Origin of the sequence: Flavobacterium sp. KBS0721 (assembly GCF_002007065.3) — a bacterium.
In the GTDB taxonomy this organism is placed as follows: Bacteria; Bacteroidota; Bacteroidia; order Flavobacteriales; family Flavobacteriaceae; genus Flavobacterium; species Flavobacterium piscis.
This window is the reverse complement of the sequence record NZ_CP042170.1, coordinates 2,667,467-2,679,491: the sequence shown is the minus strand read 5'-3', so window position 1 is coordinate 2,679,491 and position 12,025 is coordinate 2,667,467. Positions and strand designations below refer to the sequence as shown.

Genomic DNA, 12,025 nt, shown 5'->3' with positions numbered 1-12,025 from the left:
TGCACGAAGAAATGGATAAAGTTTCTAATGAATTCAGAAATTTTGATATTCAATTAATTAAGCTTTATAAAGAATCAGAAAACAACCCAAAAGAAGTGATTTCTAAAGTAGACAGTTTTTTAGTTGCTAATAAAAATGAAACGGGTAGATATAGATCGCAGATAAAATCTAATATAGAAAAAAGCTTGCACTATTTTAAAGCAGAGTTATTCCATAAAATTGGCAAGTATAATGAATCAATCGGCGAACTAAATTTCGAAGACAACAAAAATGGAGATGCAGCTATCGCCTATGCTGCAAACTATGTTAAATTAAAAGACTTCAAGACGGCTAAATCATTTATCGACAGTATTGGTAATTGGAATGGCAACTATTATGCGCTCGGAAATTATTATGAAAGCATAGGAGACAAAATCTCTGCTCTTAAAACGTATAAATATAATCTTGAAGAAGACAAATCGAGAAAACATTTTATTTATTACATATGGACTCAAAAAAGAGTTGAAGAGCTTGAAAAAAATAAACCTTTACTCAATGAAGTTTTTTTTCCTACTGGAAATCCAAGTTTTGAAATTTGCGAGATTTGTAATGTCGACAATGAAAAACGACACAAGATTACGCAATTATTGATAAAGATGCCAGAAAATCAACACTGGTCTTCAACTGCCATTCTAGAATCTCCATATGATACTGGAAAAAGTTATTATTGGATTAGAGTAGAAGTCGGAAATAAAGAATTAAATTATTATGTAGACCAAAAAACTTTTGAAATAAAATACTTCAATCCAAAAACCAAAACTGTAATGACATTGGAACACTGGCGGAAAGGGAAATAATAACCGCTCACAACTGCTATTACAACATATTTAAGCAATTGATTTAATGAAAAGTTAGTTTTGTATTTTTAATAATTTGTCAAATCCCAAGAATAGGCTTAATTTAATCCCAAACCCAGTGTAGCGAGAGCGCTATAAACCATATTATGAGGACGATACTTAAAGATAAATTTGAAACAAATCTTGGAGAAATTGAGTTATCGATAAAATCTGAATATGCGACACAATATTCGGTCAAAGACAATTTAAAAATTGAAACCGAAAATCATAAAATAAAAGCTCTAGTTATTGATTTAAACGATTTAGAATTTCCGGAACAGATGAAAATCGAACACTCAAAAGGTTGGAGAATTTATATTGAAAAGAAATCTGAAAAATCTGAAAAACTATCTATCACTTGTAAACTGATAAATAGAAATCCTGAAAATAATTGGGGTTATAATAGTGGCGAAAATTTAGACGCTGTTGAAATAGAAAATAGAACAGAACTATTACATATTGGAACCGAAGATGGAGAAGTTATGAAATGGAGAGCCGAAAATAATGATTGGTTTCCAAGTAGACTAAAAAATGAAATAAGTTTAGAGAAACCTATAACAAATTACATAGATTTTGGTTTTGAAAGTATAATACCAAATTTAGAAATCAATGAAAAATTGTATTTACATTTCTTAATAGCAACACGAAAGAAAACGGAAAAGAATGATAATGAAAATATATCAACTTGGATTGCCGTAGACAATAGTAAAAAACAACTGGACGAACTAAATAAAAACTTCGACTTATAACTACTACAACGGATTTAGACAATAAACTTAATAGAATGTTGGTTTTATATTTGAGAATTTTACTTCGCCTGTTCGATATAAGCTTGGGTGGAAAATCCGATGCAAGAGTTAATTTTATTTCAAACTGCAATAATACTTTCTCAAACTCAAATCCTCAATTAAAAAAATTGGGGATTTTTTTTGCCTTTAGGATTTTAAAAACCTTACATTTACTATTAAAATAAATAATACAAACTAAATCAAGATATTATGGCTAAGAGTCAGGATGCTAAAAAAACAGCAAAAAAAGAACCGCTAAAAACGGCTAAGGAAAAGAAAGAAGAAAAAAGAGAAAAGAAAAATAGTCCTAAGAGAGATTAGTTTTCAGTCGCAGTCGCAGTTTTCAGTCTCAATGAGAAACTGAAAACTGTGACTGAAAACTGATTACTTTATTTAACCGGAATATTAGAAAGAATTTCTAATACAAATTTCCAATATTTTTGAGCCGAAGAAATACTTGCTCTTTCATCAGGTGAATGCGCACCGTGAATGGTTGGTCCAAAAGAAATCATATCCATATCAGGATAATTTGTTCCTAAAATTCCACATTCTAAACCAGCGTGACAAGCTACCACTTTTGGCTTTTCACCATTTTGTTTTTCGTAGATTCCAACCAAAGTATCCAGTATTTCAGAATTTACATTTGGTGTCCATCCCGGATAAGAACCAGAAAGTTCAACTTCACAACCTACTAATTCAAAAGCAGAACGCAATGCATTAGCAAGGTCAAACTTTGAAGTTTCAACAGACGAACGTGTCAAACATCCAATTGAAATTTCACCATCTTTTACAATCACTCTCGCAATATTATTTGATGTTTCAACTAAATCTTCCATATCAGCGCTCATTCTGTAAACACCATTATGAGCAGCATAAATAGCACGAATGATTCCTTCCTGAACACCTAGATCCATTACTTTTTCGGGTAAATCGCATTTTACGATTTCGATCGATAAATTAGGCTCAGTCGTTTTATATTCCGCTTTTATATCATTGATGATTTCCTGCATATCAAAAATATACGCTTCATCAAACATTTCAGAAATAATTACTTTTGCAACGCTTTCTCTCGGAATTGCATTTCTTAAACTTCCTCCATTGATTTCAGCCACTTGTAAACCAAAGTTTTCAAAAGCATCAAATAACAAACGGTTCATGATTTTATTAGCATTCCCTAAACCTTTATGAATATCCATTCCTGAATGACCTCCATTAAGTCCTTTTACGGTAATAATGTGTCCAACTGATCCTTCCGGAACTTCTTCTTCATTATAGCTTCTTGTAGCCGTTACATCGATTCCACCGGCGCAGCCAATATCAATTTCATCATCTTCTTCTGTATCTAAATTCAAAAGAATCTGTCCCTGAAGAATTCCTCCTTTTAAATTTAAAGCTCCTGTCATTCCGGTTTCTTCATCAATAGTAAACAAAGCTTCGATTGCAGGATGCGGAATATCTTTGCTTTCCAGAATTGCCATAATTGTAGCTACACCTAACCCATTGTCAGCACCAAGTGTTGTACCGCGCGCACGAACCCAGTCGCCATCAACATACATGTCTATTCCTTGTGTATCGAAATCAAAAACTGTATCTGCATTTTTTTGGTGCACCATATCAAGATGTCCCTGCATAACGATTGCTTTGCGGTTTTCCATTCCCGGAGTTGCCGGTTTTCTGATGATTACATTTCGTATATCGTCTTCAAAAGTTTCTAAACCTAAGCTGTTTCCGAAGTTTTTCATAAACTCGATTACGCGTTCTTCTTTCTTTGACGGACGCGGAACTTCGTTTAAATCGGCGAATTTATTCCAAAGTGCTTTTGGTTCCAGATTTCTTATTTCCTGACTCATTATATTTTGTTTGAAGTTTAACAATTAAGAGTTCCAAAGTTACAAAGTTTATATTTTTTTTCGCCACGAATTTCACGAATTAGCAATAATCTTATTGAAATTAAAATACAATTTCACCAATACTATCTTGTTTTGTAAAATTATAATCTAATAGTTAGTGAAAGTTCGTGGAATTCGTGGCCAACTTTTTAAATCTTTGTTTTAATAATTAAAATTGTATTTATATTTACGTATCCAAAATTTAAACTTTGAAATCAAAATACATTTTACCATTATTTCTTCTGCTGCAAATCATCATCTTAAAGATACTACCCTTCTTTCCAGAGTTTATCGAACGATTTTACAGCAACACATTATATATAAAAATCTCTCATTTTTCGAGAATCATTTTAGGTAAAATTCCTTTTTCAGTTGGTGATGTTATCTATTCCATTTTAATCTTATTATTGATTAGATGGTTTTGGAAAGTACGTAAAACCTGGAAACTACAATGGAAAGATAATCTGCTAAAGACTTTAAGTGTTCTTTCTGTTTTTTACTTTTTCTTTCATTTGCTGTGGGCTTTCAATTATTACCGCGAACCTCTTTTTGAAAAAATGAAAATTCAGAGAGAATATACCGATGCTGAATTATTAGCTTTTACCAAAAAACTTATAGTAAAAACCAATGAAATCCAGTTTAAGATTACTAAAAATGATAGCTTAAAAATCGTTTTTCCGTATTCGCAGGCAGAAGTTTTCAGAATGAATCTGAACGGTTATAACAATCTGGCCAAAGAACATTCCTTTTTTAAATATGAAATTCCAAGCGTTAAAAAATCACTTTTCAGCGTACCTTTAACTTATATGGGTTTTGGCGGATATTTGAATCCGTTTACGAATGAAGCACAGGTCAATGATTTGTTGCCGATGTATACTTTTCCCCTAACAGCAAATCATGAAATGGCACACCAAATGGGATTTGCGAGCGAAAGTGAATGCAATTTTATTGGTGTTTTGGCTTCTGTTAAAAACGAAAATCTATATTATCAGTATGCCGGTTACAGTTTTGTTTTGCGTTATTGTTTGGGAATCTGGCAGTTTAAAAATGAGAAAATTTTCAATCAGTTGAAGAAAACAGTTCATGTTGGAATCTTAAAAAACTATCAGGAAAGTCAAGATTTCTGGAAACAATACGACACTTTTATTGACGAAGGTTTTCATGCTTTTTATGATACTTTTTTAAAAACAAACAATCAAAAAGACGGAATGGACAGTTACAGTAAATTTATCGATTTGATGGTGAATTATTATAAAACGCGGGAATTATAAAAATTAGCTCACGGATACGGATTAAACGGATTTTTATACTTTAAAACAAATTTTAAATATTCTACTAATTAATAAGCTTGCCATAATTCGGGAAATTTGTGAAATTCGTGGAAAAAAACAAAAGAGTTTGTAACAAAAGTGATTTGAATACTACTAATAAAATATGAGCGAAAATCTAGAACAGTCATTTGTTGCGCAATTGCAGGCAAATCAGAATATAATCCACAAGATTTGTAGATTATATACTGCCGGCGAAGATGCTCACAAAGACTTGTTTCAGGAAATCACCATTCAGTTATGGAAAGCTTATCCAAAATTTAGGGGCGATAGTAAATTTTCGACCTGGACGTATCGCGTTGCCTTAAATACCGCCATTACCTTATATAGGAAAACCAAACGAACCATATCAACCGTAGAGTATGAAAGTCATCAGCATTTTATAAAAGATGTTGATTACAATTATGAAGAAGAAGAGCAGATTAAACTGATGTACAAAGCCGTTTATCAGCTTAATGACATCGAAAAAGCATTAGTTTTTATGTATTTAGAAGACAAAGATTATCAAGAAATAGCAGAGACCCTGGGAATCAGCGAAGTGAATGCACGTGTGAAAATGAACAGAATTAAAGGGAAACTTAAAAAAATACTAAATCCTTAAAAATTATTATGAAAGAACTGGATTTATTAAAAAAAGACTGGAAAAAGAACTCGGATTCTTTTCTACAAATTTCTGAAAAAGAGATCTACAAAATGATTCATAAACAATCTTCTTCTACCGTGAAGTGGATTTTGGTTATCAGCATTTTAGAGTTTTCATTTTGGACCTTCTCTAACTTATTTATCAATACTGATGATTTGTTAAGAAAAATGAATCATCCCGAAATTGTATTAGCCCTTGACATTTTAACGTATTTCAATTATGTAGTTGTACTGTTTTTTGTGATTAATTTTTATAAAAATTACAAAACAATTTCAACAACTGTCGCTACAAAAACACTAATGAGTGCTATTCTAAGAACCCGAAAAACAGTTCAGTATTACGTATGGTACAACTTAGGAATGCTTGTTGTCATATGCATCTTCAGTTATTTCATCACCTTTGTTTACAATCCTGACATGGAATTTTTAAGAGAAAAATTAGCCGCAGACGGAAAAGCAATGTTCTTTACTGTGGGAATTTTAATTTTGATAATCTTAGGCTTATTGGGTATATTCTGGTGTATTTACAGATTAATTTACGGAACATTATTGCGCAAATTATATGCTAATTATAAAGAGTTGAAGAAAATTGATTTTTAATAAAAGGGACAAAGCTGCAGAGGGGCAAAGGTTTTATAAGTTGCTAAGATTCTAAGACACTAAGATTCTAAGTTTTTTTTTAAAACTTGAAACTTGAAACTTTTTTTTTAATGTTCACTTTCTGAAGCTTTATAACTCCATCTTCTCATTTCGTTAAGTTCTTCTTCTACTTTGATTTCTTCGGCCGGAATTACTTTTAAGAATGACGGATGCTGCTCTATAGCGTATTCTACTTTTTCTACTATTTCTTCGATAGTATCGTTTTCATAATCAATATCAAGAGGTTCTTTGATAATAAAAGATTGCAGAATTCCTTTTTTCTTCATTCGTAATCCTTTTTTATCAAATGAACGACGGAAACCATCGATAACAATAGGAATTACAATAGGTTTATGTTGTTTGATGATATGCGCTGTTCCTTTACGAACGGGTTTAAAAGACTTTGTAGTTCCTTGCGGAAACGTAATTACCCAGCCATCTTCGAGCGCAATTCTAATATTTTCAGTATCGTTTGGGTTAACTTCACGTTTTTCAGTTACGTCAACACCTTTTGCTCGCCAGGTTCTCTCGACCGTAATAGCGCCAACATAAGCTAAAATTCTTGGTAATAAACCTGCTTGCATCGTTTCTTTTGCTGCCACATAGTAAATATTCATCTTGGGTTGCCACAGATAACCAATGTTCTTAATAGTATCCTGACGTCCGCTTAAACTTGCGTTAAACACATGAAACATCGCGACAACATCGGCAAAATAAGTTTGGTGATTGGATATAAACAAAACATTTGTATCCGGAAGTGTTTTAATGATTTCAGATCCTTCAATCTGTAAATCATTAAACCCCCTATATCTTCTATGAGTCATGGTGCCCAAAATACGGATTAACCATTTCTTGATGAATAATATATGTCCGAAAGGATTTCGTTTAAACAATCGCATAGCTGTTTATTGTATTTTTTATGTTAGAACGCAAACATACAAAAATTATTCTTTTAGCAATACTATAACGCAATTTCGGAAATAAATTGTTATTATAATGAATATCAAATTGTTAATTTTCTATTTTTCCAATTTTTCTTCAAAAGCAATTTTCAGAACATCTCTCAATTCACTTAAAATCATAGCAGTTGCTCCCCAAACAATATGATTTTGGATATCAAATGCCGGAACTAAAATATTACTAGCATAAGAAGTTGACAATGTGGCTTCGACAATAATTTCATCGTTTAAAAAAACGGATAACGGCAATTCTATAATAGCTGCCACTTCTCTACTATCAGGAAAAAACATAAGTTCTTCTTTGGCAATTCCTAAAAACGGATGCACCAAAAAATTACTCGGCGGAATATACATTGGGGTAAAATGCTTTACTATTTCAATTTTTTCAGGAGGAACACCTACTTCTTCATGAGTTTCTCTAAGCGCTGTTTCCTCATAATCTGCATCGGTTGTTTCGTATTTCCCACCCGGGAAAGCAATTTGCGAAGAATGAACTCCATTATAAGCATTTCGAACAATTAACACTAAATGGGTTTCATCACTTTTTGGATAAAACAACATCATTACAGCAGCAATTCTTGGATTTTCAATTTTTAAATCCAAATTTTTCAAGGCTTCTATGCGCTCTTTCGGAGCCATTTTTATATGTGAGGCAACTGCCGGTAGTTCGATCGGAATTAAATTAGGAACATATTGCAAAAAATCTTGAAAATCCATATTCAAAGTTTATTTTTGTATTTTCAAATAAAATATAAATATAGTTTAGAAAAGGCGTTTCTACAAGCTTTCTAAAATCAAAGCCATAAAAATGTACAGCAGAGAAGAATCACAAAGAATAAAAAGAGAATTTTGGGTGGCTTTCGCCGAAAAATATCCGCGCAAATGGGTGCTTTATGATACTAAGATTAAAGATTTCTCTTTTAAGTTTTTTGTAGACAATAAAAAAGCACAGGTTTTAATTGATATCGAACAAAGAAGCGACGAAAAACGAAATGCTTATTTTGAAAAATTAGAGGCTTTAAAAAATATTCTGGAAGAGGAATTTATTAAAGATCTCGTTTTCGAAAAAAATTATACTCTGGAAAGCGGCAAAACCATCAGCCGAATATGGACCGAAATACAAGGCGTAGGTTTCAGCAATCGCAATAATTGGGATACTATTTTTGATTTCTTTTTCGAAAAAATGAATGCGCTGGAGATGTTTTACCTGGAGTATGATGAGTTTATTAAGGATATTGATTCTTAAAGTTTCTAAGATTCTGAGATGCTACGTCGCTAAGTTTTATATTTACCCGATAGGTTTGAAATCTGTCGGGTTTGTTTTTTTATCTCTTTAATGAAAAATGTCCTTTTTTGGTTATTTTATTCTCTAATATTAATTGAAACCAATAATCAGATGATGGTAAAGGTTGTCCGTTAAGATTGCCGTCCCAACCGGTATTTTTTCCTAAAATTTTCAAAAGCTTACCATATCTGTCAAAAATATTAATAGTATAGTTTTCATTTTCTAATCCAATAATTTCCCAAGTATCATTATATCCATCACCATTTGGCGTGAAAAACTTTGGTATAATATAATCTTCTTTTAATTCACAATCTGAACTATTATTAGTAACATTCAAATAAAACATCGAGTCAACCGTACATAATGTATTAAGATCTGTAACACTAACTTTTACTTCTTCATGATTTTTAATTGAGTTTTTATATATTTCAGTTATTTTATCGCTAATATCATTTCCGTTTTTATCAAAATATACAAAACTATAAAGTGATGGATCTGCGACTAAAAGAGAATTAATTTTTGACAAATTGAATGTAGCATACCCCGTACCATCAAAATCGCATTCATAAAAATCTGGAATTGTATTTAAACTAAATCGAGAATTAGTTTTTAATTCAATGTTAGTTACTTCGTAGCAAGCCGGATTATTTTTATTTCCAACCTTAACACTGATTATTTCATCAAAAGGATATCTATTTGCATAATTTGCTGGTAAAGGCGACGGAAGAAGATTACCTAACTGATCTTTATACGAAAAAACAAAATTACCAGGATCTTGAACTAAATCTTTTTCAATGCCTGACATATCAAAACCGGAAGAAAAACCATTACCTAAATCAGCACAAGATAATAAAACCGGAATCGTATTTAATATTGGTTTTTGAGTATTTAGATAATCATAAGGATTAAAAATATAGGCCGCTCCAGCATACCCCACATAATTTTCTCCATTTGAGTCTAAAGCATCCCAAAAAGCCCCTATAAATAAATCATCTTTATATAAAGAAATTGAGCAAGCAAACCAATCGCTATTACGTTTGATATTCGATTGCACCGCTTGATACTCACCCCAAATATCGTTGACGCCTTTTTTAAACATATACACACGTCCAAAAGATTTTGATAAATTTCCGTTGATATCATACTCATATTCAGTTGCTCTCACCGCTATCTGATCGTCATAAATTTCCATTATGTTACCAAAATTAAAAATCTTAGCAGAACCATCAGAGGCTCTTATTTTCTGATGACCTGTCCATTCTCCGTTTATATTTTTCCTAAAAATGTAAACAGAACCCAGCATTGTCAAAGGTCCACCCCCGTCCCCACTTAAAATTGAATCATAATCATCGTCACCTGGTGCTGCGATCATGATTCCATTTTCATTAATTCTTACAATCTCTCCAAACCTGTCCTGCAAACCTCTAAAATCGTATGCTGTTATTTTCTTAATTTCCCGCCATGTATTAGAATTTGTATTTCTTTCAAATACGTAAGCCGCTCCAGCCCAATTAAAGCCTTCTCTATTGGCTCCAATAACAATTGTGTTTTGATAAATAGCAACAGAATTACCAAAATTATCTCCTGTTTTTCGATCACTTGCTGTAATTTTTTGCACTAATCTCCAAACACCATCAGGACCTTTAAAAAAAATGTAAGCCGCTCCAGAATATTCTAAATAATTATTTAAATTACTATCGGTACTATTATAATACGACCCAACTACCATAAAATTTCCTGAAATAGCAATTTCAGATCCAAAATTGTCATTTAAAGAATTTCCAATTCTTGGTATTTTTTGGGTAAAAATATATTGATCATTGCTATCTCTTTCGTACATATATATTGCATTCCCATCAGAAACAGCAGGATCACAACCTGCAATTGCAAGAATTTTATCTTTCATACATAATCTGGATCCAAAGCCACAATAATTTCTAGCATCAGGACGTGAAAGCTCTTGATATATTGTCCATCCATCGCAGTCTTGTTTTGCTACATATACTTTACCAGCATTTTCCACACCACCAATATCAACTTGATTAGCACCATATGCAGCATAACCATCATAAGTTACTACTGAAAGTCCAAAACCATTATCTATTGCCCTAATTGGCTCCACGACTTTGAAGTTTTGCTTCCACTGTTGAGATGAAACAGATAAAACAATAAAAAACAATAAAAATGTAGAGTAGATTTTTATTCTCATAGGCATTTACAAAAGTCCATTATACTAATTGGCTAAACACTAAAAATATTATAGACAATAATATGATCGTCGTAGTTAATATATAATTGCTTTCTATAATCTTGTTTTTTGCGGGTAATAATAGATAGTTTACAGTCTCGCCCATCATTATCTTTACACATAAAAGAGTAAACGATATCAGTATCATTTTCTTCACGTTCGATATAATCAAGTATCTTAAAAAGCTGTATTTCCTGAGAATACACTACAACTCTATGCTTATTGGTATCCAGAACAACTGATAGATTGACCAAATCAAGATTGGACCATTCGCCCCATTTTCCTCTCTCATTCTTTTCTAAAACACTAAATCCTGAAGTTTTAAATTGATAAGACTGACTGTAAGCCTGTTGCAAACAAAGTCCTAAAAATAGTAGTAATATATAGGTGCGGATAGAATTCATATATGTAATGCAGATAATTAAAACTCAAATTTAGCCTTTTCCTGACGAGCAATTTCGAATTCGGTGATCATTTGTTGAATAATTTTTTCTACAGGTAATATTTCATGAATTAATCCTGCAATTTGTCCAATTTCGAGTTCACCTTCTTCAAGATCGCCTTCAAACATTCCTTTTTTGGCTCGTGCTCTTCCTAAAAGCTGCACTAAATCTTCTTTAGATAGACATTTTTCATACAATTCCTGAACATCATTATAAAACTTATTCTTAATCAAACGCACGGGAGCTAATTCTTTCAATGTCAATTGTGTATCACCTTCCTTAACTTTAACTATCGTTTCTTTGAAATTATTGTGCGAAGACGATTCCATCGATGCCGCAAAACGACTCCCCATCTGAACACCATCCGCACCCAAAATCATTGTAGCAAGCATTCCGCGTCCTGTTGCAATTCCGCCTGCAGCAATAACGGGGATATTAATTTTTTCTTTGACCATTGGAATCAAAGTCAGTGTTGTCGTTTCATCACGTCCGTTGTGTCCGCCTGCTTCAAAACCTTCTGCAACAATGGCATCGACTCCGGCTTCTTGTGCTTTTAATGCAAAAACACTACTACTTACTACATGTACAACTGTAATTCCTTTTTCTTTTAAAAAAGCGGTCCAGGTTTTAGGATTTCCTGCCGAAGTAAATACAATTTTCACGCCTTCTTCAATCACGATATTCATGATTTCTTCGATATTAGGATACAACATCGGAATATTAACGCCAAAGGGTTTATCAGTTGCTTTTTTGCATTTCTGAATATGTTCCCTTAAAACTTCCGGATACATTGATCCGGCACCAATTAAACCCAGACCTCCCGCATTACTTACTGCCGAAGCTAATTTATAACCACTATTCCAGATCATTCCGCCCTGAATAATGGGATATTTTATATTAAAAAGTTGTGTAATTTTATTCATTCAAAA

The 12,025-nt window shown here is 32.3% G+C and carries 12 protein-coding genes; 6 read left to right on the top strand and 6 right to left on the bottom strand.

Annotated elements, in window-relative coordinates:
* The first annotated feature begins 11 nt into the window (after positions 1-11).
* Both B0M43_RS11765 and B0M43_RS11760 read left to right on the top strand, forming a co-directional pair.
* Positions 12-836, top strand: coding sequence for a hypothetical protein (locus B0M43_RS11765; protein ID WP_123921836.1), 825 nt, complete (start codon positions 12-14; stop codon positions 834-836).
* A 146-nt stretch (positions 837-982) separates the two neighbouring features.
* On the top strand, positions 983-1,624 hold the full coding sequence (locus B0M43_RS11760; protein WP_078008210.1) for a hypothetical protein: 642 nt from the start codon (positions 983-985) through the stop codon (positions 1,622-1,624).
* A gap of 428 nt (positions 1,625-2,052) precedes the next feature.
* On the opposite strand, the gene B0M43_RS11750 is transcribed toward B0M43_RS11760, so the two are convergent.
* Entirely contained in the window at positions 2,053-3,513 is a 1,461-nt protein-coding gene (locus tag B0M43_RS11750; RefSeq protein ID WP_078008211.1) for an aminoacyl-histidine dipeptidase, read from the bottom strand.
* A gap of 248 nt (positions 3,514-3,761) precedes the next feature.
* On the opposite strand from B0M43_RS11750, the gene B0M43_RS11745 reads away from it, so the two are divergent.
* From B0M43_RS11745 to B0M43_RS11735, 3 genes are all read left to right on the top strand, one after another.
* The gene (locus B0M43_RS11745; RefSeq protein ID WP_078008212.1) at positions 3,762-4,823 is read left to right on the top strand and encodes a DUF3810 domain-containing protein; all 1,062 of its coding nucleotides are present in this window, start codon (positions 3,762-3,764) and stop codon (positions 4,821-4,823) included.
* Positions 4,824-4,986: 163 nt separating this feature from the next.
* Positions 4,987-5,481 (top strand): RNA polymerase sigma factor, encoded by a 495-nt coding sequence (locus tag B0M43_RS11740; RefSeq protein WP_065447779.1) that lies wholly within the window; start codon positions 4,987-4,989, stop codon positions 5,479-5,481.
* Between the two features lie 8 nt (positions 5,482-5,489).
* On the top strand, positions 5,490-6,122 hold the full coding sequence (locus B0M43_RS11735) for a hypothetical protein (protein ID WP_065447778.1): 633 nt from the start codon (positions 5,490-5,492) through the stop codon (positions 6,120-6,122).
* Between the two features lie 107 nt (positions 6,123-6,229).
* Here B0M43_RS11735 and B0M43_RS11730 read toward each other — a convergent pair whose 3' ends face one another.
* Positions 6,230-7,060, bottom strand: a complete 831-nt coding sequence (locus tag B0M43_RS11730; protein WP_065447777.1) for a 1-acyl-sn-glycerol-3-phosphate acyltransferase — start codon at positions 7,058-7,060, stop codon at positions 6,230-6,232.
* A 120-nt stretch (positions 7,061-7,180) separates the two neighbouring features.
* Positions 7,181-7,837 carry a CoA pyrophosphatase gene (locus B0M43_RS11725; protein ID WP_078008213.1) on the bottom strand — a complete coding sequence of 219 codons (657 nt, stop codon included), beginning with the start codon at positions 7,835-7,837 and terminating at the stop codon, positions 7,181-7,183.
* Between the two features lie 91 nt (positions 7,838-7,928).
* On the opposite strand from B0M43_RS11725, the gene B0M43_RS11720 reads away from it, so the two are divergent.
* Positions 7,929-8,366 carry a DUF4268 domain-containing protein gene (locus B0M43_RS11720; protein WP_078008214.1) on the top strand — a complete coding sequence of 146 codons (438 nt, stop codon included), beginning with the start codon at positions 7,929-7,931 and terminating at the stop codon, positions 8,364-8,366.
* A gap of 79 nt (positions 8,367-8,445) precedes the next feature.
* On the opposite strand, the gene B0M43_RS11715 is transcribed toward B0M43_RS11720, so the two are convergent.
* The 3 genes from B0M43_RS11715 to B0M43_RS11705 are packed head-to-tail and all read right to left on the bottom strand — an operon-like array spanning position 8,446 to position 12,019.
* Positions 8,446-10,614: a T9SS type B sorting domain-containing protein gene (locus B0M43_RS11715; protein WP_168199935.1), complete on the bottom strand. Its 2,169-nt coding sequence runs from the start codon at positions 10,612-10,614 to the stop codon at positions 8,446-8,448.
* Positions 10,615-10,646: 32 nt separating this feature from the next.
* On the bottom strand, positions 10,647-11,057 hold the full coding sequence (locus B0M43_RS11710) for a hypothetical protein (RefSeq protein WP_065447773.1): 411 nt from the start codon (positions 11,055-11,057) through the stop codon (positions 10,647-10,649).
* 17 nt (positions 11,058-11,074) lie between these two features.
* On the bottom strand, positions 11,075-12,019 hold the full coding sequence (locus tag B0M43_RS11705; protein ID WP_078008216.1) for a nitronate monooxygenase family protein: 945 nt from the start codon (positions 12,017-12,019) through the stop codon (positions 11,075-11,077).
* Positions 12,020-12,025 lie beyond the last annotated feature (6 nt).

Excerpts from the sequence above, each read along its gene's own strand:
- B0M43_RS11765 (WP_123921836.1), top strand. The coding sequence starts at position 12 with ATGGATAAAGTTTCTAATGAATTCAGAAATTTTGATATTCAATTAATT.
- B0M43_RS11760 (WP_078008210.1), top strand. The coding sequence starts at position 983 with ATGAGGACGATACTTAAAGATAAATTTGAAACAAATCTTGGAGAAATT.
- B0M43_RS11750 (WP_078008211.1), bottom strand. The coding sequence starts at position 3,513 with ATGAGTCAGGAAATAAGAAATCTGGAACCAAAAGCACTTTGGAATAAA.
- B0M43_RS11740 (WP_065447779.1), top strand. The coding sequence starts at position 4,987 with ATGAGCGAAAATCTAGAACAGTCATTTGTTGCGCAATTGCAGGCAAAT.
- B0M43_RS11735 (WP_065447778.1), top strand. The coding sequence starts at position 5,490 with ATGAAAGAACTGGATTTATTAAAAAAAGACTGGAAAAAGAACTCGGAT.
- B0M43_RS11730 (WP_065447777.1), bottom strand. The coding sequence starts at position 7,060 with ATGCGATTGTTTAAACGAAATCCTTTCGGACATATATTATTCATCAAG.
- B0M43_RS11725 (WP_078008213.1), bottom strand. The coding sequence starts at position 7,837 with ATGGATTTTCAAGATTTTTTGCAATATGTTCCTAATTTAATTCCGATC.
- B0M43_RS11720 (WP_078008214.1), top strand. The coding sequence starts at position 7,929 with ATGTACAGCAGAGAAGAATCACAAAGAATAAAAAGAGAATTTTGGGTG.
- B0M43_RS11715 (WP_168199935.1), bottom strand. The coding sequence starts at position 10,614 with ATGAGAATAAAAATCTACTCTACATTTTTATTGTTTTTTATTGTTTTA.
- B0M43_RS11710 (WP_065447773.1), bottom strand. The coding sequence starts at position 11,057 with ATGAATTCTATCCGCACCTATATATTACTACTATTTTTAGGACTTTGT.
- B0M43_RS11705 (WP_078008216.1), bottom strand. The coding sequence starts at position 12,019 with ATGAATAAAATTACACAACTTTTTAATATAAAATATCCCATTATTCAG.